The organism is Streptomyces sp. NPDC023573 (assembly GCF_055559735.1).
This window is the reverse complement of sequence record NZ_JBVHKB010000007.1, coordinates 198979-222513: the sequence shown is the minus strand read 5'-3', so window position 1 is coordinate 222513 and position 23535 is coordinate 198979. Positions and strand designations below refer to the sequence as shown.

At 72.3% G+C, this 23535-nt stretch carries 19 protein-coding genes and 1 pseudogene; 10 read left to right on the top strand and 10 right to left on the bottom strand.

What is annotated here, in order from left to right; all coding sequences use genetic code 11:
- Positions 1 to 8: 8 nt before the first annotated feature.
- Positions 9 to 638: pseudogene (locus ACZ32T_RS23375) on the top strand (LuxR C-terminal-related transcriptional regulator); the annotation flags it as partial.
- Positions 639 to 923: 285 nt separating this feature from the next.
- Positions 924 to 1949 (top strand): sporulation protein, encoded by a 1026-nt coding sequence (locus ACZ32T_RS23370; protein ID WP_467369027.1) that lies wholly within the window; start codon positions 924 to 926, stop codon positions 1947 to 1949.
- Between the two features lie 73 nt (positions 1950 to 2022).
- Here the strand turns inward: ACZ32T_RS23370 and ACZ32T_RS23365 are convergent, their stop codons facing one another.
- Both ACZ32T_RS23365 and ACZ32T_RS23360 read right to left on the bottom strand, forming a co-directional pair.
- Positions 2023 to 3285, bottom strand: a complete 1263-nt coding sequence (locus ACZ32T_RS23365) for a sulfite oxidase (protein ID WP_467368769.1) — start codon at positions 3283 to 3285, stop codon at positions 2023 to 2025.
- A 195-nt stretch (positions 3286 to 3480) separates the two neighbouring features.
- Positions 3481 to 4353, bottom strand: coding sequence for an RNA polymerase sigma factor SigF (locus ACZ32T_RS23360; RefSeq protein WP_467268982.1), 873 nt, complete (start codon positions 4351 to 4353; stop codon positions 3481 to 3483).
- A 483-nt stretch (positions 4354 to 4836) separates the two neighbouring features.
- Here ACZ32T_RS23360 and ACZ32T_RS23355 point away from each other — a divergent pair, with 483 nt between their 5' ends.
- Positions 4837 to 5706 (top strand): GNAT family N-acetyltransferase, encoded by an 870-nt coding sequence (locus ACZ32T_RS23355; RefSeq protein WP_467268984.1) that lies wholly within the window; start codon positions 4837 to 4839, stop codon positions 5704 to 5706.
- Positions 5707 to 5727: 21 nt separating this feature from the next.
- Positions 5728 to 6927 carry a PP2C family protein-serine/threonine phosphatase gene (locus ACZ32T_RS23350; protein ID WP_467368767.1) on the top strand — a complete coding sequence of 400 codons (1200 nt, stop codon included), beginning with the start codon at positions 5728 to 5730 and terminating at the stop codon, positions 6925 to 6927.
- A 67-nt stretch (positions 6928 to 6994) separates the two neighbouring features.
- Here ACZ32T_RS23350 and ACZ32T_RS23345 read toward each other — a convergent pair whose 3' ends face one another.
- Positions 6995 to 7390: a DUF6355 family natural product biosynthesis protein gene (locus ACZ32T_RS23345; protein WP_467268988.1), complete on the bottom strand. Its 396-nt coding sequence runs from the start codon at positions 7388 to 7390 to the stop codon at positions 6995 to 6997.
- A gap of 330 nt (positions 7391 to 7720) precedes the next feature.
- Between ACZ32T_RS23345 and ACZ32T_RS23340 the strand changes: the two genes are divergently transcribed.
- From ACZ32T_RS23340 to ACZ32T_RS23325, 4 genes are all read left to right on the top strand, one after another.
- The gene (locus ACZ32T_RS23340) at positions 7721 to 7993 is read left to right on the top strand and encodes a hypothetical protein (RefSeq protein ID WP_467268990.1); all 273 of its coding nucleotides are present in this window, start codon (positions 7721 to 7723) and stop codon (positions 7991 to 7993) included.
- 284 nt (positions 7994 to 8277) lie between these two features.
- Entirely contained in the window at positions 8278 to 10005 is a 1728-nt protein-coding gene (gene abc-f / locus ACZ32T_RS23335) for a ribosomal protection-like ABC-F family protein (RefSeq protein WP_467368765.1), read from the top strand.
- Positions 10006 to 10093: 88 nt separating this feature from the next.
- Positions 10094 to 10894 (top strand): alpha/beta fold hydrolase, encoded by an 801-nt coding sequence (locus ACZ32T_RS23330; protein ID WP_467268994.1) that lies wholly within the window; start codon positions 10094 to 10096, stop codon positions 10892 to 10894.
- Entirely contained in the window at positions 10891 to 12144 is a 1254-nt protein-coding gene (locus ACZ32T_RS23325; RefSeq protein ID WP_467368763.1) for a PP2C family protein-serine/threonine phosphatase, read from the top strand. Before ACZ32T_RS23330 ends, ACZ32T_RS23325 begins: the two co-directional genes overlap by 4 nt.
- A gap of 170 nt (positions 12145 to 12314) precedes the next feature.
- On the opposite strand, the gene ACZ32T_RS23320 is transcribed toward ACZ32T_RS23325, so the two are convergent.
- Together ACZ32T_RS23320 and ACZ32T_RS23315 are read right to left on the bottom strand one after the other, a co-directional pair.
- Positions 12315 to 13709: a glycoside hydrolase family 76 protein gene (locus tag ACZ32T_RS23320; protein WP_467269245.1), complete on the bottom strand. Its 1395-nt coding sequence runs from the start codon at positions 13707 to 13709 to the stop codon at positions 12315 to 12317.
- Positions 13710 to 13913: 204 nt separating this feature from the next.
- The gene (locus tag ACZ32T_RS23315; protein ID WP_467268998.1) at positions 13914 to 14420 is read right to left on the bottom strand and encodes an NUDIX hydrolase; all 507 of its coding nucleotides are present in this window, start codon (positions 14418 to 14420) and stop codon (positions 13914 to 13916) included.
- A gap of 207 nt (positions 14421 to 14627) precedes the next feature.
- On the opposite strand from ACZ32T_RS23315, the gene ACZ32T_RS23310 reads away from it, so the two are divergent.
- Positions 14628 to 18119: a phosphodiester glycosidase family protein gene (locus ACZ32T_RS23310; protein ID WP_467368761.1), complete on the top strand. Its 3492-nt coding sequence runs from the start codon at positions 14628 to 14630 to the stop codon at positions 18117 to 18119.
- Positions 18120 to 18201: 82 nt separating this feature from the next.
- On the opposite strand, the gene ACZ32T_RS23305 is transcribed toward ACZ32T_RS23310, so the two are convergent.
- Genes ACZ32T_RS23305 through dhaK form a run of 3 tightly spaced genes read right to left on the bottom strand, consistent with a single transcriptional unit; the run spans position 18202 to position 20256 of the window.
- Entirely contained in the window at positions 18202 to 18612 is a 411-nt protein-coding gene (locus tag ACZ32T_RS23305; RefSeq protein ID WP_467269002.1) for a PTS-dependent dihydroxyacetone kinase phosphotransferase subunit DhaM, read from the bottom strand.
- Positions 18609 to 19226 (bottom strand): dihydroxyacetone kinase subunit DhaL, encoded by a 618-nt coding sequence (gene dhaL / locus ACZ32T_RS23300; RefSeq protein ID WP_467368759.1) that lies wholly within the window; start codon positions 19224 to 19226, stop codon positions 18609 to 18611. Before dhaL ends, ACZ32T_RS23305 begins: the two co-directional genes overlap by 4 nt.
- Positions 19227 to 19263: 37 nt before the next feature.
- A complete protein-coding gene (dhaK, locus tag ACZ32T_RS23295) occupies positions 19264 to 20256 on the bottom strand; it encodes a dihydroxyacetone kinase subunit DhaK (protein WP_467368756.1) in 993 nt (330 codons plus the stop codon).
- Positions 20257 to 20489: 233 nt separating this feature from the next.
- Between dhaK and ACZ32T_RS23290 the strand changes: the two genes are divergently transcribed.
- The gene (locus tag ACZ32T_RS23290) at positions 20490 to 21575 is read left to right on the top strand and encodes an NAD-dependent epimerase/dehydratase family protein (RefSeq protein ID WP_467269008.1); all 1086 of its coding nucleotides are present in this window, start codon (positions 20490 to 20492) and stop codon (positions 21573 to 21575) included.
- Between the two features lie 18 nt (positions 21576 to 21593).
- Here ACZ32T_RS23290 and ACZ32T_RS23285 read toward each other — a convergent pair whose 3' ends face one another.
- Complete coding sequence (locus tag ACZ32T_RS23285; RefSeq protein ID WP_467269010.1) at positions 21594 to 22706, bottom strand: sensor histidine kinase; 1113 nt, start codon at positions 22704 to 22706, stop codon at positions 21594 to 21596.
- Between the two features lie 4 nt (positions 22707 to 22710).
- A complete protein-coding gene (locus ACZ32T_RS23280; protein ID WP_467368754.1) occupies positions 22711 to 23481 on the bottom strand; it encodes a response regulator transcription factor in 771 nt (256 codons plus the stop codon).
- Between the last annotated feature and the right edge of the window lie 54 nt (positions 23482 to 23535).

The window sequence follows — 23535 nt, the reverse complement described above, 5'->3', positions numbered from 1 at the left end:
GGGCCGCCGGAGCCGAAGCGGTCGAGGCGGTCCGCCGCACACGCCCCGACGTGGTCCTGATGGATGTCCGCATGCCCGAGATGGATGGCCTGGAGGCCACCCGCCGCATCCTCACCGGAACCCCGGGCGAGCCCCGCATCATCATCCTGACCACCTTCGATCTCGACCGGTACGTCTACGCGGCCCTGGCCGCCGGGGCCAGCGGCTTCCTCCTCAAGGACGTCACCCCCGAGTACCTGGTCGCGGCCACCCGCACCGTCCGTACCGGCGACACCCTTCTGGCGCCGGCCATCACCCGCCGCCTCGTGCAGCGGTTCGCCCGGCGCGGCAGCGACGCCGCCACCCTCCACAGCGATCTCGCCTCGCTCACCCCGCGCGAACTGGAGGTCCTCGGCCTGCTGGCCCGAGGGCTGAGCAACGCCGAGCTCGCCACCCGCCTCCAGCTGGCCGAGACGACCGTCAAGACTCACGTCGCCCGCATCCTCGCCAAGCTCGGCCTCCGCGACCGTGTCCAGGCCGTCATCGTCGCGTACGAGACAGGACTGGTCAGCACAGGCGAACGCGAGACCGGTGAGCCGGGGATCAACAGCCGTACCCACGCCTGCTCTTGTTGTTCGGATTGCCGGATGCCCGGGTGAGCCTCCGGGGCTCTTTTCGGCCGATCCCCTCCGTGGCCGACGAATTGCCGACCGAAGGGGCTGCTCCCCGCCTATGCTCTACACGCGTGTAGAAAGTGCGAGGGGGTCTGGACGTTCCCGATGCGTCTGCTGTGGGGAAATACGTCCGCTGGGCGCAGGCCCTGGCCGCGCTGAACACGTCGGACAAGTAAGCACGATCCACGGATCGCTGCAGGCCGGGCGCCACCGGTATGCAGCGATCCGTCATCTCACGAACCACATTTACATGAAGGAGTGAGCGCCACGATGGTGTTCAAACGGCTGCTCGGTTCGCTCGGCGTAGGCGGCCCGACGGTGGACACGGTGCTGGACACCGGTGCGGTACTGCCGGGTGGGGACCTCACGGGGCAGATCCACCTCTGGGGCGGCAGTGCCGCCTTCGACATCGAGCAGGTCTCGCTGGAGCTGGTGGCCAGGGTGGAGGCAGAGCACGACGACGGCGAGAGCGAAGGCACCATCGTCTTCGACCGGTTCACCGTGGGCGGTGGTTTCCGCCTGGCCGAGGGTGAGCGGCGGAGTGTCCCGTTCTCGGTGACGCTGCCGTGGGAGACACCGGTCACAGAGCTGCACGGCCAGCCGCTGGGCGTCGTGCTGGGGGTGCGTACCGAGTTGGCGGTGGCCGGCGCCAAGGACAAGGGGGACCTCGACCCGCTCCTGGTGCGCCCGCTGCCGGCGCAGGAGGCGATCCTGGAAGCGCTGGGGCAGCTCGGATTCGGCTTCCGGAGTGCGGACCTGGAGTACGGCAGGATCGGCGGCACCGGTCAGCAACTGCCCTTTTATCAGGAGATCGAGCTTTCCCCGCCCGCGCAGTACGCGCACGCCATGAGCGAGATTGAAGTGAGCTTTCTGGCCCACTCCGGAGGGATGGAGGTCGTGCTGGAAGCGGACAAACGAGGCGGCTTCTTCTCCGGCGGCCATGACGCGCTCACACGTTTCGCCATCAGCCACCACGACGTCGAACAGCACGACTGGAAGCTCGAGGTCGACGGCTGGGTGCGTCGGCTCGTCGGAGACCGGGCATCGCACGGGGCGCACGGTTTGCACGGCCACAGTGACGTGTTCGGCGGCAGCGCGCACACGGACGACCACCACGGTCACAGCGGTCACCACCACGACGGGGGCCACCGATCCGGGCCCGGGACGGGCGCCGTTGTCGCGGCCGGCGCGGCGGGCCTGGCGGTCGGAGTCGTGGGCGGCATGGTGGCTGCCGAAGTCGTCGACGAGGTCGGCGACTTCTTCGAAGGAGACGATGAAGAAGGCGAGGAGGGCTGAGGCCCGCCAACCTCGCCTGACTGCTGGTGCGCCGGTGTAGGTGAATCGGGTGTCCGGACCGCATTCCTTCCCTCTAAGGGCTGTCCACGGTCACCGGGTGCCTCACCACCGCGTCGAAGAGGTAGCCCTGCGTGTTGTGGGCCGTCGTCTCCGGCTGGGTGCGTCCCGCCCGGTCCGTTGCCCGCGCCAGCAGCACCCCCGGGCCGGGCACCGCCGGAACCCAGTCGGCGGTCCAGCGGACCCAGCTCCCGGCCCGGGGCTCGTCGCGCAGTCGTGCGCGCCGCCACCGGACACCGCCGTCGGTGCTGACCTCGACCGAACGCACCGGTGCGCCGCCCGACCAGGACCGGCCGGTGAGCAGATGCCTGCGGTGGGCGGCGAACGAGGCACCGGGCGCGAGTTCGAAGGCGCTCTTGAGGGTCTGCCGGGTCAGCGGCGCACTGCCCTCGGTCGGGTACCCGGGGCCGAAGAGCCGGTACAGGCCCGTGTTCCACGGGCTCAGCAGCGGCTCCGCGCTCACCTCGATGTCACCCACCCACTTGATGTGCGCTATGCCCACCCAGGACGGGACGATCAGCCGGACCGGGGCGCCGTGGTCGGGCGGCAGCGGCTCGCCGTTCATCTCGTACGCGAGGAGTACGTCGTCCAGGGCCTTCGCCACCGGCAGGGGCCTGCGCACCCGGCCCAGGTTCGTCCCGTCGCTGACGACCTCCGCGTCCAGGCCGCGCGGCAGCACGTCCACCGCGTTCCGGCCGACGCCCGCCCGGCGGAGCACCTCGGCGAGGCGCACTCCCCGCCAGCGCGCCGTCCCGATCGCGCCCAGCGTCCACGCGGTGCCGCTGACCTGCTGGCCCTGCTGCGAGGTGAAGTAGCTCCGGCCGTTGCCCGCACACTCGACGAACGCGGTGCGGGAGACGGACGGCAGAGCGCGCAGAGCCTCGTACGAGAAGTCCACCGGACCGCCGGTCAGCCCGCTGCCCCAGACCGTCAGCTTCCACTCCGCCGCGTCGACGACCGGCGTCGCGGTGTGGTTGCGGACGAAGAAGCGGTCGGCGGGGGTGAGCAGCCCGGTGTCCCGCAGCGCGGCGAAGTTCGTCTCGGCGTTGGTCCCGCGCACCGTGAACAGCTCGGGCGGCAAGGGCTTCACCACGCCCGCCAGGGACTGCGCCGCGCGCGCGGGGGACGCGGCGGCCGGAACCAGCGGGGCCGCGACCGATGCCGCGGCGACCAGCTTCAGCAGATCGCGGCGGTCGATCCCCGCGGATCTCGCGCCGCCACGGGTCCACTGACGAAGCCGTTTTCGGTCGTACGCGGCTTCGGACGGTACGGCACTCATGGGCGCTCCAGGAGGTCTGCGGTCTAGTCGGTCGGGGCGGCCGGGGCAGGAAACCGGTCCGGGTCCGGACCGTAGAGGCCGCCCGCGCCCGGACGGAAGCCGGTCGCGCACCTGGCCACGAAGTCGCAATGCCGCCGCAACAGACACGCGGGCCGGCCCCGTCACGGACGGGGCCGGCCCGGCATCGGCCGTGGGTCAGTCCTGTGTGAACATCCCGTTGCGCAGCTTGCCCAGCATGCGGCTGAGCAGCCGGGAGACATGCATCTGCGAGATGCCGAGCTCCTCGCCGATCTGAGCCTGTGTCATCTCCTGGCCGAACCGCATGTCGATGATGCGGCGCTCACGCGCGTCGAGATCACCCAGCAGCGGGGCGAGCGTCTGGAGGTTCTCCACCGTCTCCATCGCGGGGTCGGGCTCGCCCAGGACATCCGCCATGGTGCGCCCGCCGGACGCGCGGCCCACCGGTTCAGCGGCGTCGGCCGGCAGGTCGATCGACCCCGCCGTGTAGCCGTTGGCCGCGACGAGACCCTCGGTGATCTCCTCCTCGTCGAGGCCGAGGTGATCGGCGAGCTCCCGCACCGTGGGGTCCCGGTCGAGGCCCGCCGCGAGCGTCTCCTTCGCCTTCGCGAGTTCCACCCGCAGCTCCTGCAGCCGCCGCGGCACATGCACGGACCAGGTGGTGTCACGGAAGAAGCGCTTGATCTCACCGACGATGTAGGGCACGGCGAACGAGGTGAACTCGACCTCGCGGGAGAGGTCGAAGCGGTCGATCGCCTTGATCAGACCGATGGTGCCGACCTGGACGATGTCCTCCATGTCGCCGCTGCCCCGGTTACGGAAGCGTCCCGCGGCGAACCGTACGAGGGAGAGGTTCATTTCGATGAGGGTGTTCCGCGCGTACTGGTACTCGGCGGTGCCCTCGTCGATCTCCCGCAGCGCGTCGAAGAAGAGCTTCGACAGCTTCCGTGCGTCGTGCGGGGCGACCTGTCCGGCGTCCTCGATCCAGGGAAGCACGTCCGGGGCGCCTGCCCGTTGCGCACCGACGGTCTGTGCAGTGTGCAGGGTCATCCCGTCACGCTCCTCAGATTGCGGGCCCTGAGGTGTAGGCGCCTGCCCGATGGCTCGCAACTCATGCGGGGAGAGGTTGATTTGAGCCACGGTCATGCCGGGATTGGCCGACAATGGCCGTGATCGTCCTTCGAGGCGCGATGACGGAGTCCCATGCACCGCGGGGCGTCACGCGGGAACACGCAGAACCGCCCCACCGGTACGGGGGAGCCCGGTGGGGCGGTCGTCTCCAGGGTGCCACAGGCCGAGGTCCGTTGGGGCCGTATCCCGCGCAGTGGTGCGCGATTCCCCGGACCGAACGAGTGGGCGTACGTCCTGCCGCCGGACCCGCCCGGCTCCGTCGCGGCAGCCCGGCGGCGGGACGCCCTGGTGAGGGCGTTGACCGCATGTCTGTTCCCGGGCCGGCCGCCCGGGAATAGACCCGGGCCCGCCGGCCTTTCATCCCTGTCCCCGGCCGCCGATTCCGATGGAGTGAGAGAGTCCATGCCCGAGGCCACATCCCGGCTCGCGAACCCGCACACGCGACGGAGTACGGACCCGTCCACCCCGCGCGCGACGGATCCGTCCGCAGGGGGAGTGCCCCACCCCGGGGCGGAGGCCGAAGGGCCCCATCCGCTGGACAACCCCACCCGCGCCTCGCTGACCGGCCCGCACGCGCACTTCGCCGAACGGCGCGGGCGCATCCTGCGATACCGCGCCGACGTCACCCCCTGGCTCGCTCTGCCGGACGCACCCGACGCCCAGGACTGGGCCGACGCCGCCGCACTCGCGGGCCCTGGCGCGCCCGTCACCGTCACCGCCTTCCGCGAGCCCCCGCCCGCCGACTGGGAGATCGTCTTCCATGCCGAGGGCGTCCAGCTGGTGGACGGCTCGGTGGACGCGGCTCCCGACCCCGAAGCCGTGCTCCTCGGCCCCGCCGACGTGCCGGACATGCTGGACCTGGTCGAGCGCACCCGTCCTGGCCCGTTCCTGCCGCGCACCGTGGAGCTCGGCACCTATCTCGGGATCCGCCGCGACGGGGTCCTGGTCGCGATGGCGGGGGAGCGGCTGCACCCACCCGGCTGGACCGAGATCAGTGGCGTCTGCACCGACAGCTCCGTACGGGGCCAGGGACTTGCGACACGCCTCGTCAGGGCCGTCGCCCACGGCATCAGGGAGCGGGGCGAGACGCCCTTCCTGCATGCCGCCGCGTCGAACACCTCCGCCATCCGGCTCTACGAATCCCTCGGCTTCACCCTGCGCCGCAGGACCGCCTTTCTCTCGGCTCTCGTCCCGGCGGAGACGGAGCCGTACGCCGACGCCAGGACCCGGGGCCGGAGGACGGGTAGCTTGGAACGCGTGGGGCGTCAGTGACGAACAGGCGGGAGGCGTGCCGTGGTCCTGGGACTCCCGCGCCCATCGGCGACGCGCAGCCTTCCGCTGCCCGGCGCCGATCCGGGAGAGACCGAAGCCGGCGCCGCCCGGATCGGGAACTGGGCGCTCGCTCTGTGGCTCCTCCTCCTGACCGTCGCGGTCGTCCTCCTCGACGCCCTCACCGGTAACGACCTCCCTCTCATCCCGCTCATGGTCGTGCTGCCCGCGCTGGCCTCGGTCTTCTGCACCGTGCGCCAGACCACGGCCGTTGCGGTCTGGGTCACGCTGGTCGTCGTCGGCTCCCGGATCGCCTCGACCGGTGCTTTCTGGGACGTGGTCTTCCTCATCGGCTTCACCGCCCTCGCCAGCGCCCTGGGCGTCGTCGCCTGTGCCGCGCGCATCCGGCACGCCACCGAGGTGGCGAGGCTGCGCTCCGCCGCCGTCGCGCTCCAGCGCCAGATCCTGCGCCCCCTCCCCGTCGTCACGCGGCAGATCTGCGCCCACGGCCTCTACGAGCCGATCGAGGAGGACCGGTTCGTCGGCGGCGACATCTACGAGGTCGTGCAGTCGCCTTACGGAGCCCGCGTGATCATCGGCGATGTGCAGGGCAAGGGGCTGCCCGCGATCGGGGCGGGATTCGCCGCCCTCGGAGCCTTCAGGGAAGCGGCCGTCAAGGAGCCCGAGCTCACCGCCGTGGCCGACGCCGTCGAGGACGCCGTCGTCCGGCACAACGCCTTCTCCGCCGAGACCGGTGAGGACGAACGCTTCGTCACCGCCCTGCTGCTGGGGTTCGACGACGGTGAGCGGGTGCGGGCGGTCAACTGCGGCCATCTGCCGCCACGGCTGCTGTGCGACGGGGCGGCGTCGGCGGTCACCCTGCGCCGGACGTCAGTGCCCCTCGGAATGGCGGACCTCAGCGGCGACGCGCGCGCCGCCGAGTGGATCGCGTTTCCGCCGGACGCCGCCCTGCTGGTCCTCACCGACGGGGTGACGGAGGCACGCGACGGGACGGGCGCCTTCTACCCGCTCGACGAGCGGCTCCGCCTGTGGGCGGGGCGCGAGCCGGACCAGGTCCTCGAGGCGCTCCAGGCCGACCTGGAGCGCTTCTCCGGCGGTGTACGCCGCGACGACATCGCGGTGCTGATCCTGAGCAGGCCGCCGGGCGGCGGCTGCGCGACCGCGCCCCCTCAGGACCCCTCGACCACCGGCTCCACCGAATAGCACCCGTGCCACCCCTGAGGCGTCAGCCCGGGGCCGGCTCGAAAGCGCTCCCGGGCACCGGCCCGCCTCAGTGCGGCGTGTGTCCGCTCCGGACTCCGCTCCGGCATCCGGCGCCCCCGATGTAGTACGCGTTGAGGTAGTTCGGTCCCGCGCCCGGGAGCTGAGTGGGGCCGGGAGGCACGCAGAGATGGAAGTCGTTCCCGCTTCCGCCGCCTCTGACATCGACATGGATCAGCACCGTCGTCTCACCGCAGTGGCCGTACGCGGCGAACTGTGACTCGCGGACGCTGTACCGGAAGAACCCGCACTGTGCGGCAGTGACCGTGCCGGCCTGCCGCACTTGCGGACCGTGTGCGGATTCGGGGAAGGCCGGGGCCGCGGACGCCACCGTCGCGGCCGCGACGAGCGCGCTCGCCGTCAGTGCGAAGGCGGCTCGGGGAGAACGGCGCAGGGAGAGCTTCACGTGCATTCCTTACGGTGGGCCATGACGTGGAGGACCGGCTGATCGACTGTGCCTGGCGCCATGGTGCCCACCGCGCGTCGCTCTACCGGCAGCGACACCTTAACTCCGGGTGTGCAGACCGTGACCGTATGTCACTCGAAAGTGCGCCCCCGGAAGAAGATCATGGCGCTCGCCGAGCCGGGGGGCGCGCCGACCACTTCGAGATCAGCCGGGGCCGGACTGCGGGAAACGGGTGGGCCGGGCGTGCGTCGCGCGGGACGCGGGGGGTATGCGAGGTGCGAGACCGGCCCGCCCGTACCAGCATGGGCACAAACCGACGGGAGTGACGACATGACCGACCGCAGGCCCCAGGGAACCGCCTACACGGGGGCGACGGGCTGCCCGCCGCCGGTACCCGCCGACATGCCCGACCAGCAGGCACAGGAGGGCGAGGACGCCCTCGACGTGATCCTTCCCCCGGGTTCGGAACGACCTGAAGCGGAGACCGAAGCCGGTTCGGGCTCCGGCAGGCCCGACCCCGACGAGGCCGGCTCGGGCCGCAGCGGCGCCCGCAATGCCGGCGTCCACCCGGAGCACCCCACCCCGGACGAGTCGACGGGCTGACCCCGCCCGGCCCCGGTGGACCGCGTCCCGAGTCCACCAGGGGCCGCCGCGGCATGGTTAGAATGCGTGCCATGGGTTCGTATTACTTCTTTCTCTGATTCCCGGCCAGGACGCCGCCGCGCGACGCTGACCGTCGCCGCGTGATCCACCCGGTCACGCCGTCTGCCGCAGTCCTCACCGCTGTCCGACACCCCGTCCCTCAAGCGCGCTTCCGTCCGTGACGTCGACGTCCGTGATGCCGATGTGCGCGCTGCAGAGGACCTGTCACTTCAGGGAAAACACCCATGTCTCTTCAGCGCTCCCGCGCCCAACTGGCCATGACCGACGTCTCGAAGGCGTACGGCGACCGGACCGTCCTCGACCTCGTGTCCCTCACCGTCCGGCCCGGGGAGGCGGCCGGCGTCATCGGGGAGAACGGCTCCGGGAAGTCCACCCTGCTCCGCCTGATGGCCGGAGCCGAGACCCCGGACAGCGGTGACATCACCGTCAGCTTCCCGGGCGGCACCGGATATCTCGCCCAGACCCTCACCCTCGACCCCCGCAGCACGGTCCAGGACGCCGTCGACTCGGCCCTCGCCGGCCTCCGCGCCCTTGAGCGGCTGATCCGCACGGCGGAGGAGCGGTTGTCCGAAGGGGACCCCACCGACGCCGAGCTCGCCGCGTACGGCGACCTGCTGACGGCCTACGAGGACCGCGGCGGATATCAGGCGGACGCCAGGACGGACGCCGCGCTGCACGGCCTCGGGCTGGGCCACCTCTCCCGGGGCCGCGCGCTCGGGACGCTGTCCGGTGGTGAGCAGTCCCGGCTGGCCCTGGCCTGCGTGCTGGCCGCGGCACCGGAGCTCCTGCTCCTCGATGAGCCCACCAACCACCTCGACGCGGCAGCGGTCGCCTGGCTCGAGGACCACCTCCGCGCCCACCGGGGCACCGTGGTCGCCGTCACCCACGACCGGGCGTTCCTCGGGCGGATCACCACCGTCATCCTGGAGGTCGACCGCGACCTGCGGAGCGTCTTCCGGTACGGCGACGGATGGGACGGCTACCGCAGGGCGAAGGCCGCCGCCCGCCACCGCCGGGCCCTGGAGCACCAGGAGTGGCTGGCCGGACTCGCCCGCACCGAAGAACTCGTGAGCGCGGCCTCCCGGCGCCTCGCCGGGACGGGCAAGGACCCCGGTCAGGGCTTCGGCAAGCACCGCAGGTCGCACGAGGCCAAGCTTTCGGGCCAGGTCAGGTCCGCCAGGACCCGCCTCGAAGCGCTGCGCCGCTCACCCGTGCCGGCGCCGCCACGGCCGCTGCGCTTCACCGCCGACCTCGCGCTCTCCGGCGAGGACGGCCTCCCGGCGGACAAGGACGGCGACGCGTCCCCCCTGGCCGAGTTGGAGGCGGTCCTCGTGGACGATCGGCTGGACCTGCCCTCCCTGCGCGTCGAGCCGGGCCGGCGGCTCCTGGTCACCGGGCCCAACGGCGCGGGGAAGACGACGCTCCTGCGCGTCCTGGCCGGTGATCTCGCCCCCGATTCCGGCGCGGTCCGACGGCGGGGCAGGATCGGCTACCTCCCGCAGGAACTCCCCACGAGGCCGACCCGCCGCACCCTGCTCGCCACCTTCGCCGCCGGCCGGCCGGGGTTCCCCGACGAGTACGAGGACGAGCTCCTGGCTCTCGGCCTCTTCCGTCCGGAAGACCTGGCCGTGCCCGTGGCGGCCCTCTCCATCGGCCAGCAGCGCAGACTCGCCCTGGCACGGCTGGTGACCCGCCCGGCGGACCTGCTGATCCTGGACGAGCCGACGAACCACATCGCGCTCGACCTGGTCGAGGAACTGGAGGCCGCGCTCGACCGGTACGCGGGAGCGGTCGTGGTCGTCTCGCACGACCGGAGCTTCCGCGGCCGTTTCACCGGCGAGCGCCTCGAACTCCGGTCGGGCCGCGCGGTGACGGACCCGGGAATCCGCACCTCGCAGGGGGTGCGCCCCTCACGTACGCAGGTAGGCGGACGAGCGGCGGACGCCCCCTGACCGCTACCGGAGATCGTATGCCGCGCCGGTGGGCGGCGATCGCCCGGCAGGCCAGGCCGTGAGGTGCGCGGAGTGTCAAAATGTCCGTATGGACGTGCGCAAGCGAAACCGGGTACGGGTGACAGGCCGGGACGGCGGCCCGGTGGTCATGCTGGCCCACGGGTTCGGCTGCGACCAGAATCTCTGGCGTCTCGTCGCGCCCGCGCTGGAGGAGCGCTTCCAGGTGGTCCTGTTCGATCATGTGGGCGCGGGGCGTTCCGATGCGTCGGCCTGGAGCCCCGAGCGGTACGCCACCCTGGACGGCTATGCGCAGGACGTCATCGAGATCTGCCGGGAGCTCGGCCTCGGGCCGGTGGTCTTCGTCGGGCATTCGGTCAGTTCCATGATCGGCGTGCTCGCCGCCGTGCAGGAGCCCGCACTCTTCGAGAAAATGGTCCTCCTCACCCCCTCGCCGTCGTACATCGACGACGGCGCCTACCGGGGCGGATTCAGTGAGCAGGACATCGACGAACTGCTGGAGTCACTGGACAGCAACTACCTCGGCTGGTCGGCGACCATGGCACCGGTGATCATGGGAAACCCGGAGCGCCCCGAACTGGGGGAGGAGCTGACCAACAGCTTCTGCCGGACGGACCCCGAGATCGCCCGGGTCTTCGCGAGAGCCACCTTCCTGTCCGACAACCGGGCGGATCTTCCCAAGGTGACCGTTCCCACGCTCGTCGCCGAGAGCGCGCGCGACTCGATCGCCCCGCGTGAGGTGGGCGCCTTCGTCCACGCGCAGATCCCGGGCAGCGAGCTGGTCACTCTGGACTCGACGGGCCACTGCCCCCAGCTGAGCGCCCCCGAGGAGACCGCCGAGGCGATCATCGCCTTCGTGCAGGGCCCGTGACCGTGCACCCGGGAGGCGACGGGACCGACGGGCCGCGGCCGGCGGAGGACCGCGGCCCGGACTCTCCGGCGTTCTCCGCTCTGCTGGAGGACAGCGTGGAGGACCTGTACGAGAACGCGCCGTGCGGCTACCTCTCCACACTGATGGACGGGCGGATCGCCAAGGTCAACGGAACGCTCCTGCGATGGCTCGGCCACCGCCGAGAGGACCTGGTGGGCCACAGGCACTTCTCCGACCTGCTGACCATCGGCGGCAGGCTGTACCACGAGACCCACTTCGCCCCACTGCTGCGGATGCAGGGCGAGGTCAACGGCGTCGCCCTGGAACTCAAGGCCGCGGACGGCACCCGGCTGCCCGTCCTGGTCACCTCCACCGTCAAGCGGGACGAGGACGGCGAACCACTGCTGATCCGCACCACCCTCCTCGACGCCCGGGACAGGCGTACCTACGAGCGTGAACTCCTGCGGGCCCGGCAGGAGGCCGAGCACGACCGCGAACGCCTGCAACGCCTCACCACCACCCTGCAGCGCACTCTGATCCCGCCGGCCATCGAACCGGTCCCGGGCATGGAGGCCGCCGCGCACTACCACTTCGCGTCCTCCGACGAGGTGGGCGGGGACTTCTACGATCTGTTCCCGCTCGCCGCCGGAGGCTGGGGGTTCTTCATGGGGGACGTACGCGGCAAGGGCGCGGACGCGGCCGTGGTGACGTCGTTGGCGCGGTACACCCTGCGGGCCGCAGCGGTCTCCGATCCCGTACCGGCCAAGGTCCTGGCCAACCTCAACACCGCGCTCGACCACCAGGTCGAGGAGGACGAGCCACTCTTCTGCACCGTGATCTTCGGAATGCTCACACCCGAGGAGGACGACGTCGGATTCCATGTCGTCCTGGCCGGCGGTGGCCACCCTCCCGCCCTGCTGATCCGGGCCGACGGCAGCGCCGACTACCTGCCCACCCCGGGCGGCCAGCTGGTCGGTGTCGTACAGGACGCGCAGTTCACCACCGCCACCCTCGACCTGCGTCCCGGTGACACCCTGCTGCTCTACACCGACGGCCTGACCGAGGCCCGTACCCGGAACCATGGTGAACGTTACGGCGACGAAGCGCTTCTGGACTTCGCGCGGTCCCTCGCACCGACCTCGGCACCCGCTGCCGTCGAGGCACTCACCGCACTCCTGGACTCGTTCGGCGAGGGACTCGACGACGACACCGCGCTCCTGGCGATGAGCGTGCCCCCGGGTGATCGGTGAGGGGCGGGCGCCCGGCGCAGGGCGGGTGTGTTGTCGGCACGGGTGTCCGGGGTCAGGACATCGATGCCCGCATCCCGGGCAACAGCGATCAGGGCGGCGGCCGGTGCCACGGCCATGGGCGCCCACTGCGAGCTTCTCCGGATCGACGTGAGGCCGGTGGGCCGACTCCGTCAGCCGGCCGCGTTGAGGAGGTCGAGGGCGCTCTGCTGGCAGCCGTGGCCCGTGGTGCCGGAACCGCCGGCCCAGTGCGGTCCGTACTGGTCGAGAGGGTTGCGGTCACGGGTGTACGCGGTGTTCGCCCAGCTTGTCAGGGTCCCGGTGTACGGGCGGTCGCCGAGCTGGGTGTTGAGCCGGCCCAGTCCGCGGACGTAGGCGCCCTTGAAGCTGGCGCCGTCATCGGTGCAGGCGTCGCTCTCGCTCGGCTCGCGCGGGACCCCGTCGGTCTGCAGCCGTACGGTCGAGGCGTCGGCCAGGCTGCGGGCGGTCGTCAGCAGGGTGGAGTCGCCGGTGGCCCGGTACAGCTCGGTCAGACCACCCAGTATCACGCCCTGGTTGTACGTCCACGTCGGCCGGCCGTTGTTGGCGCACGCGTCGCTGAGACCGTCGTTGATCATGTTGCTGCTGTTGATCATGCCGCTGTTCCGGAACCACGACCACTCACTCTTCGCCCGGTCCAGATACGTGGTGTCGCCGGGGATGCGGTTGTGCAGGGCGGAGGTGAGCTGGAGGAACAGCTCGTTGGTGATCGCGTTCTTGTAATTGCCGTCGGTGTTCCACCGCACCCCGCCGCCGCAGGTGCCGTTCCAGTTGGCCCACATGTGGTCGGCGTCGGCGCGGGCGGTGTCGAGGTAGCGGCGGTCCCCGGTCAGGTCGTACGCGGCGACCCAGGCCAGACCCCACCAGCCGGTGTCGTCCAGGTACTCGTTCCTGAACTGCCCGCCCTGTGCGTCGATGTTCTTGTCGTACGTCTGGGCGATGGCATACGTGTAGCTGCCCATCCCGGTGATCCGGGCGTTGTCGATGATCGCCGTCAGCGCGTTGGCGCCGGTCCACCACCCGTTGCCGCCGAACAGCTTCGTGGTGCGGTCGTACGACATCATCAGGGCGGTGGCCGCCGCGGTCCGCCGGTCGCCGGCGTTCCAGGTGGCCCGCGCCCACGGTGTGCACGCGATGGCACCTGCCGCCTGCCCGCAGGCCCGCAGGGCTCCGACGCCCTGGGTGTTCCAGTCGTCCACGTTGTACATCTGGGTCCGCCAGCCGCTCCGGCCGGACGGGACCGTCGTGTTGCCGAGCCGGCTGCCGTCGGCCCAGGTGCGGCCGCCGTCGAAGCTGCGGTCGAGCCACACCTCGTCGCCCGCGGCGCCCTTGTCGATGGACGCCCAGCCCATGGCGTCGGTGTCGTCGAAGTGCAGCACGACCGAGCGGCCCGAGAGCGCGGCCGTCACCGGTTGCCGGTCCTGAGGGCTCAGGCCAGGATCTCGGGCGTCGCAGTACTTGTTGCACAGGACAGTGGGAGCCGCCGAGGCGGGCGCCGGTGCGGCCACGCCGATGGATAACGTTGTCATGACGACGAGGAAGACGCCGAGGGCAGTTCTGCTGAGGTTCATCGAGGCTCCCGAGCCGGTCGGACATGGGGGACTGGCGGCGCGACGAGACGGGGCGCGCGCCCGGAAGTCAGGTCGGCGCGTGGTCTCGAAGCTAGCCACAGCGTGACTCGCCGTCAATGAGCCGGGGCCACCGGCGGCCGGTGTCCCGCGCCGGCTCCGGCCCTACGCGTCCGAGGGGGAGCGGCCCTCGCGTACGTAGGCACGCAGGCGTTCCACGAAGACCCGCTGGCCCGCCACCAGCCGTTCGAGGGCGTCGGCCGGAGCGCACCAGGCGAACCGGTCCATCTCCGGGTACTCCCGCAGCACACCGGACCCCCTCGGCCACTCCATGGTGAACGTGCCCGGGCTCGCCCCGGCAGGGTCCAGGTCCGCCTCCACGGCCCACACGGTCACGGTCTTGCCGCCGGACTGGCGAGTCTCTCCCAGGGGCACCCAGGCGCCGTCGGGGAGGGGCATTCCGAGTTCCTCCTCGAACTCCCGGCGCGCGGCGGCGGCGGGCTCCTCGCCGGGTTCGTACTCACCCTTGGGAACGGACCAGGCGGCCGACTCGCGACGGGCCCAGAACGGTCCGCCCATATGGCCGATCAGGACCTCGGCGTCCGGCCGGCCGTCGTCGCCCGCGACGATCCGGAAGAGCAGAAGTCCCGCGCTGCGCCTGGCTGTCGACATGTCGTCAAGTGTGCGGGGCGGTGGGGCGGAAGGCCACCGGTCCGGAGAGCCGCAGGGGGCGCTGCCCGGGCCTTCCGGAGTCACCCCTTCGCCGCGTGCTGTTCCTCCTGATGTCCCCGTTGTCCTCTGGTGCGTCCCACCGGGCGCCGTCATGCTGGCCGCCGACAGCGCTTTCCACGCGTAATCCGCTCTGCACCAGGAGGATTTGTGGGCCTAAGCACCTTCCGCAGCGCCCTGCGGCCGTTCGTGCTGCTGGCGACCGTGGCGGCGACGGCGCTCGGGGCCGTCGCACCCGCGGCAGCCGACTCCGTCCCGGACCCCCGCCCGCACACCACCGCCGAAATCCTCAGACCCGTCGCGCCGCCGCCCGCGAGCGGCCCGTCCGGCGGAGCGAGATCTGTCGTGGACGGCGACGGCATCGAGACCGCCCGTGCCTCCCGCCCCGTCGCACCCGGCGTACGCCTGAGCTCCTACGACCGCCTCGAGTCGGACAAGTGGCTCCGGGTCGACACCCTCTCCGTCGACCTGGGCGGCAGCGGAGTGCGCGCCGACTACCTCTCCTCCGGCAAGGTCGCTGACCGGCGTACGGTCTCCGAACTCGCGGCCGGGCACGATCCGGGGCGGGGCCGACGTACCGTCGCCGCGATCAACGCGGACTTCTTCGACATCAACCAGACCGGAGCGCCCCAGGGGCCCGGGATCCAGGACGGCCGGACGGTCCACTCCCCGGCCCCGGGCGTCAACCGCGCGGTGGGCATCGGCCCGCAGAACGCCGGCCGGATCCTGGAGCTGTACTTCGACGGCACGCTGACCCTTCCCTCGGGCGCACACCCACTCGCCGCGTACAACGCCGCGAACGTGCCGGCCCAGGGCGTGGGCGCCTACACCTCCGCCTGGGGCAGCGCCGACCGCGCGCTGACCGTCGACGACGCGCGGCCCGTCGCCGAGGTGGCCGTACGTGACGGCAAGGTCCTCTCCGTGTCGGACGCCCCGGGATCGGGACCCGTGCCCGAGGACACGGTGGTCCTCGTCGGCCGGGAGGCCGGCGCCGCGCTGCTCACCGCGCTGGAACCCGGCGACCCGGCCGGCATCACCTACAGGGCGCGCACCGACAGCGGAGCCGTGCCGCGCACCGCCGTGGGCGGCCGGGAACTGCTCGTCGTCGACGGGAAGGCGCAGAACCACGACGGCGAGGGCAACAACACCGCGGCGCCCCGCACCGCCGTCGGGTTCTCCGAGGACGGCCGGACCATGCAGGTCATCACCGTCGACGGCCGTCAGGCCGACAGCGGCGGAGTCACCCTCACCGAACTGGGCGAGATGATGCGCGGCGCAGGCTCGTACAGCGCTCTGAACCTCGACGGCGGAGGTTCCTCGACGCTCGTCGCCCGCGAGCCGGGCAGCGACGCCCTCCAGGTGGAGAACAGCCCGTCCGACGGCAGCGAGCGCACCGTCCCCAACGGTCTCGCCCTGACCGCCCCCGACGGCAGCGGCCGGCTCGAAGGATTCTGGGTCGAGACCCGTACGCCGGCCGGTGCCGCCCCCGGCGACGACCCGGTCGCCGGCGGCCACCCCGAGCGGGTCTTCCCCGGCCTGACCCGGCAGCTCACCGCGGCCGGTCACGACGAGACGTACGGACCCGCGGCGGGCACACCGCGCTGGCGCACCGTCGACGGGACGGTCGGCAGCGTCGACGCCCGGGGCACGTTCACCGCACGCCGCGGCGGCACGACCGACGTCCGGGCGGAACGGGCGGGCGCCCACGGCGAGACCCGGCTCACCGTCCTCGACCGGCTGGCCAGGATCCGTGCCACGACCGAGCGCGTCGGCCTGGCGGACAAGGAGGCCACCGGCGGCTTCGGCATCGTAGGGTTCGACGCCCACGGCACGAGTGCTCCCGTCGAGCCGGAGGACGTCACCCTCGACTACGACCACACGCTGTTCGCCGTCGACGACGACGGACGCGGGTCCTTCACCGTGAAGTCGCTCACCGGCTCCGGAGCGGGGCGGATCAAGGCCACCGTGGCAGGCGTCAGCACGGTTCTCGCGGTGAGCGTCGGCCTCACGGAGCAGTCCGTGGCGGACTTCGACGACGCCGGATCCTGGAAGTTCAGCCAGGCCCGCGCGGACGGCTCGCTGGGTGCGACGCCGGACGGGCACACCGGCACCGGTCTCCGGCTCACCTACGACTTCACCCGTTCGACGGCGACACGCGCCGCCTACGCCGCCCCGCCGCAGCCCGTCGTCGTGCCGGGCCAGCCGCAGGCGTTCACGCTCTGGATCAACGGAGACGGCAACGGCGCCTGGCCGACCCTGCACCTCAAGGACGCCGCGGGCTCCGATCAGCTGCTGCGGGGGCCGTACATCACCTGGACCGGCTGGCGGCAGGTCACCTTCGCGGTGCCGGCCGGCGCCGCGATGCCGCTGGCCGTGTCCCGCTTCTACCTCGCGGAGACCGCCGCGGCCAGGCAGTACACCGGCGAGATCGTCATCGACGGCCTGACCGCGCAGGTGCCGCCCACCGTCGAACTGCCCGGACAGGCGCGACCCGCGGACCCGTTGATCGACCCGGCCGCAGTCACCGAAGCCCGGGACTGGCAGTTCGCGGTGATGTCCGACGCCCAGTTCGTCGCGCGCGAGCCGGACAGCGCCATCGTCCAGCAGGCCCGACGCACCCTGCGCGAGATCAAGGCGGCGCGGCCCGACTTCCTGGTCGTCAACGGCGACCTGGTCGACGAGGGCTCGCCCGCCGACCTCGCCTTCGCCCGCCGCATCCTCGAGGAGGAGCTCGGCGACTCGCTGCCCTGGTACTACGTACCGGGCAACCACGAGGTGATGGGCGGGAAGATCGACAACTTCATCACGCAGTTCGGTCCGGCCAGGCAGACGTTCGATCACAAGGGCACCCGGGTGCTCACGCTCGACACGTCGAGCCTCAGCCTGCGCGGCGGCGGCCTCGCCCAGATCAAGGAGGTGCGCGCCCAGCTGGACGCGGCGGCGAAGGACCGGTCCGTGGGCTCCGTGATGCTGATCGAGCACGTACCCCCGCGCGACCCGACCGTGCAGAAGGGAAGCCGGCTGAGCGACCGCAAGGAAGCCGCACTCGTCGAACGGTGGCTTGCGGACTTCCGCCGTACGACCGGCAAGGGGGCGGCCCTCATCGGCAGCCACGTCGGGGTCTTCCACGCCTCGCACGTGGACGGGGTCCCGTACCTGGTCAACGGGAACTCCGGCAAGTCGCCGGCCGGCCCCCCGGACGAGGGCGGCTTCACCGGCTGGTCCCTGATCGGCGCCGACCGCGTCTCGCCCGGCGAACAGGCGGCGGCGCGCCACCGGCCGTGGCGGGGCGGACCCGACTGGGTCTCCGCGCAGACCCGGGCCCACGTCGACGCGCTGACCCTGGAGGCCCCCTCCACGCTCGTCGCGGGTCAGCGTACGAAGGTGAACGCGCACGTCACCCAGGGCACGCGGGCCGTGCCCGTGGCCTACCCGCTCAGCGCCGACTGGACCGGTTCACCGAACGTCCGCGTCGGGGACACGGATGACGCCCGCCGGCGTCACATCGCGACGCTGGACCCCGCCACGGGCGCGCTCACCGCCCTCCGGCCGGGCGCCGTCACGCTCGCGGTGACCGTCAACGGCGTCACCCGGCAGGTACGGATCCACATCGCGGCCGGGGCGGCGGCACCCGCCGCCTGACGCGCCGTCGCGCTCCGCCCCGCACGGTTCCCGGACCCGTCCCGGGAACCGTGCGGGGCGTCCGTGAGCCGGACCCCGTTCCTCAGGTCTTCCGATAGCCGTACGCGTCCGTGGCCGCCGCCGCCACGGTGTCGAGATCGCCGCCCGCCGATGCTGTCACCAGCGCCGCGACCGCCCCCTCGACGAACGGGGCGTCCACCAGCCGTGCCCCGTCGGGCAGTTCGTCGCCCTCCGCCAGCATGGACTTCACGGTGAGCACCGCGCTGCCGAGGTCCACGAGCAGGGCGACCCCGACACCCCGGTCGACGGTCCTCGCCGCCTCGGCGATCAGCTCCGAGCTCGTCCCCAGGCCCCCGGCCGAGGTGCCCCCGGCCGCCGCCACCGGTGCCGTCGCGCCCCCGGCCGCCAGCCCCCTGGCCAGCTCGGCCACGGCCTCCGCCACCGGCCCGCTGTGCGAGACCAGAACGATTCCGACCTGTTTCTCGTCGCTCATGCGTCGCCTCCGGCGTTCGGACCCGCGGCCTCGACGAGGGCTCCCACGAGCAGCGCCGCGGAGGCAGCCCCCGGGTCCTGGTGCCCGATGCTGCGCTCGCCCAGATAGCTGGCCCTGCCCTTGCGCGCCCGGAGCGGCACGGTCTCCAGCGCACCGGCCAGCGCCACGTCGCGGGCCTGCTCGAACGAGGAGCCCAGCACCTCGACGGCCGGGAGCAGCGCGTCGAGCATCGTCTTGTCGCCCGCCTGCGCCCCGCCGAGCTGGGCCACCGCGGCGACGCCCGCTCCGAGGGCCTCCGCCAGCTGCCCCGGAGTCACCTCCGGCGCATCGCCCAGAGACTTCCCGGTGCGGCGCAGGAGAGTCCCGTACAGCGGTCCCGACGCCCCGCCGACCGTGGAGATCAGATGACGGCCGGCCAGTGTCAGCACCGCCCCGGGCGCCGCGGGGGCCTCCTTGTCGAGGACCTCGCACACCGCCGCGAAGCCGCGCCGCATGTTGCTCCCGTGATCGGCGTCCCCGATGGCGGCGTCGAGCTCGGTCAGCCGGTCCGACTCACGGTCGACGGCAGCCGCGGTGGCGGCCATCCAGCGACGGAAGAAATCGGTGTCGAGCACAAGATCTCCTGTTCCTCACACGCGGTGGAAAGTCCGTTCACCGGCCCCAGCGGAGCGCGGGCGTCTGTACCGGCGCGTCCCAGAGCCGCACCATCTCCTCGTCCACCTGGCAGAGCGTCACCGAACACCCTGCCATGTCGAGCGACGTCACGTAGTTGCCCACCAGCGTACGAGCCACCGCCACACCCCGCTCCGACAGCACCCGCTGTACCTCGGCATTGAACCCGTACAGTTCCAGCAGCGGTGTCGCGCCCATCCCGTTGACCAGCACCAGTACGGGTCCGCTGGGCCGCAGATCCTCCAGCACGGCGTGGACCGCGACGTCGGCGATCTCCCCGGAGGTCATCATCGGGCGGCGTTCCCTGCCGGGCTCGCCGTGGATGCCGATCCCCAACTCCAGCTCACTCGGCGGGAGATCGAAGGTCGGCGTGCCCTTCGCCGGTGTGGTGACGGAGCTGAGCGCCACCCCGAAGCTCCGCGAGGACTCGTTCACCCGCCGTGCCATGGACTCCACCCGCTCCAGCGGAGCACCCTCGTCGGCGAGGGCGCCGGCGAGCTTCTCGACGAACAGCGTCGCCCCGGTGCCCCGCCGCCCCGCGGTGAAGGTGCTGTCGGACACCGCCACGTCGTCGTCGACGAGGACCCGGGCCACCTGGACGCCCTCGTCCTCGGCGAGCTCGGCGGCCATGTCGAAGTTCAGCACGTCCCCCGTGTAGTTCTTCACGACGAACAGCACGCCCGCACCGCTGTCGACCGCGGCCGCCGCCCGCACGATCTGATCGGGCACCGGCGAGGTGAAGACCTCCCCGGGACACGCCGCCGACAGCATCCCGGGCCCGACGAACCCCGCGTGCAGCGGCTCGTGTCCGGACCCGCCACCGGACACGAGCCCCACCTTCCCCGCCATCGGGGCGTCGCGCCGGACCACGAGACGGTTCTCGGGGTCCACGACGAGTTCGGGATGAGCGGCGGCCATTCCGCGGAGTCCGTCCGCGACGACGGTCTCCGGCACGTTGATGAGCATGCGCAACGGTTCCTCCTGGGGAGAACGACGACAGGCCGGCGAACCGGCCGGCCCTCGGCGTGGATCCGGTCCACCGGTCAGGTGCGTACGCCACCCAGTATCGAAGAGACCCGTGTGATCGGGAAGCGACGCGTCGGGGGCCGTACCACCGAGTCGACGGCTCACCCAGGTCTTACGGTCCGGTGACGCGGGCGTGCCGCACCGCCCTTCCGCAGTCCGGGCGGCCTAGCGTGGCGGCCATGCGCGTACTGGTCACCGGCGGAGCCGGGTTCATCGGGTCGTACATCGTCAGGACGCTCGTCTCCGGCGGGCACGAGCCGGTGATCCTCGACGCACTGCTGCCCTCCGCGCACGGACCGGCCGGGTCGCGACCCCCCGCGGCGGGCCACCCCGTGCCGCCGGATGTCCGTACGGTCGTAGCGGACGTACGGGACCGGGACGCCGTGGCCCGAGCGCTGTCCGGGGTCGACGCCGTCTGCCACCAGGCGGCGATGGTCGGTCTCGGCAAGGACTTCGCCGATGCCCCGGAGTACGTTGGCTGCAACGACCTCGGCACCGCCGTACTGCTCGCCGGGATGGCGGCGGCCGGGGTCCGGGACCTGGTGCTCGCCGGCTCGATGGTGGTCTACGGGGAAGGGCGCTACGACTGCCCCCGGCACGGCTCCGTCAGGCCGGGCCCCAGGTCCGTCGCCGACCTCGACGCCGGACGGTTCGAGCCGCGCTGCCCGGCCTGCGGCGCCGAACTGACCCCCGGCCTGGTCACCGAAGGGACAGCCGGCGACCCCCGTAACGTCTACGCGGCGACCAAGCTCGCGCAGGAGCACCTCGCCGCCGCCTGGGCCCGCGCGACGGGCGGGCGGGCCGTAGCGCTGCGATACCACAACGTGTACGGCCCCGGGATGCCGAGGGACACCCCGTACGCCGGTGTCGCGTCCTTCTTCCGTTCGGCCCTGGCCCGGGGCGAGGCGCCCCGGGTGTTCGAGGACGGCGGCCAGCGGCGCGACTTCGTGCACGTACGGGACGTCGCGGCGGCCAACGCGGTGGCGCTGGCGGCGGTGGGGGAGCGCGCGGCGGGCACCTTCGACGCCTACAACACGGGAAGCGGAACACCGCACACCATCGGCGAGATGGCCCGCGCGCTGTCCGCGGCCCACGGCGGTCCCGCCCCCGTCGTCACCGGCGAGTACCGCCTCGGGGACGTCCGCCATGTGACCGCGGATTCGCGCCGTCTCCGCGAGGAGCTCGGCTGGAAGCCGGAGACGGAGTTCGGCGAGGGGATGCGGGAATTCGCCACCGCGCCGCTGCGGGCGCGAGGGGACCGGTGACACCCGACCGGGGGCGGCTCAGACCGAGGCGGCGGGAAGCGTGACCTCGAAGCAGCAGCCACCGGTCACGTTCCGTACGTCCGCGCGGCCGGAGTGCGCCTCGACGATCCCGCGGACGATGGCGAGCCCGAGACCCGCCCCCGCAGGCGGCGTACGGGCAGGGCTGCCCCTCCACCCCGTATCGAACACGCGCGCAAGGTCCTCCTCGGGGATCCCGCCGCACCCGTCGGTCACCGAGAGCACGAGACCGTCGGGTGAGCGCTGCGCGGCCACCGCGACCGTCCCGTCGGCCGGGGTGCGCCGGATCGCGTTGATCAGGAGGTTGCCCAGCACCCGGCTCATCTCCTTGCTGTCGACCTCCACGGGCACGGCGTCCACCCGGTCGCCGACGAGCCTGACCCCGTGCTCACGGGCCAGCGGATGTGCCCCGGCGAGCGCGTCGCCGACCAGGTCGTGGGCGGACACCCGGGTGGGAGTCAGCGTGAGCGACCCGGCATGGATCCTGGAGAGTTCGAAGAGGTCGCCGACCATGTCGTTCATCCGCTCCACCTCCCTGCGTATCTGGCGCAGGTAGCGGCCGGAGTCCGGGGCCATGCCGTCCTCCAGGGCCTCGGACATGGCACGCAGCCCCGTCAGCGGGGTCCTCAGATCGTGCGAGATCCAGGCGACGAGCTCCCGGCGTGACCTCTCCAGGGCGCGCTCGCGCTCCCGGGAGCTCTCGAGTTTCGCGCTCGTCGCCGCCAGTTCACGGGTGAGCGCGGCGAGTTCCGCCGTGGCCTGTCCCTCCGGTGCCGCGAACGTCCCCCCTTCGCCGAAGTCGCGGGCGGCCAGCGTGAGGTCCCGGCTCCTGGCGGCCACCCAGCGGCCCAGCAGTACCGCCGTCGCGAGGGACACGACGGCGGCCATGGCCACGACGGTCGTCACCACTGTCAGATCGTGCGGGGACAGGAACATCGCCCAGGCCACGGTCAGTGTTCCGGCGAGCATCGCCGTCACGGCCACGGCGGCGACGACGGTCAACGAGACCGCCAGCGTGCGGTGCCGGAGCAGCCGCAGGGCCAGGGCGCCCAGCAGCCCCGCCGCGGCGGCGCCGAGAAAGGCGAGCAGTGCGATGAGCAGAAGATCGGTCATGTGCTCATTCCCCGGGGGCGTCGTCGTCCGGCAGATCCATGCGGTAACCGACACCCCACACCGTCTGGATCAGAGTGGGGCGGGCGGGGTCGCTCTCGACCTTGCCGCGGAGCCTGCGCACATGAACCGTCACCGTCGACAGGTCGCCGAAGTCCCAGCCCCACACCTCCCGCATCAGCTCCTCGCGGGCGAAGGCCTGTCCAGGGTGGCTCAGGAAGAACGCGAGCAGATCGAACTCCCGGAGCGTCAGAGCGAGATCCCTCCCGTCACGGGTCGCACGGCGGGCGAGCGGCTCCAGGCAGAGCCCGGCACCGCCGAGCCGGGCGGGCGACGACACCTCCGCCCGCCGGCCCCGGCGAAGCACCGCGTCCACCCGCAGCACGAGTTCGCGCGGGCTGAAGGGCTTGGTCACGTAGTCGTCCGCGCCCGTCTCCAGGCCGAGGATCCTGTCGTCCTCGTCCCCCCTCGCGGTGAGCATGATGACGGGCACGGGACCCCGTGCGCGCATACGGCGGCACACCTCGAAGCCGTCCATGCCGGGCAGCATCAGGTCGAGCACCACCAGATCGGGCCGCAGAGCCGCGAAGCGTTCCAGTGCCGCCGGGCCGTCGTCCGCCCGCTCGACGTCGTAGCCCGCGCGCTCCAGATACCCCGCGGCGACCTCCGCGACCGTCGGATCGTCGTCCACGACGAGGACCCGGCCGTGCGACACGCCGTACGCGCGGCCGTTCGGTGATCCCGGGCTGCGCTCCGGAGGGGAGGAGGTGTTCTGCATGGTGCCCACTGTGGCACCACCGGCCGTTCGTCCGGTGGGCACCCGGCCGCCACA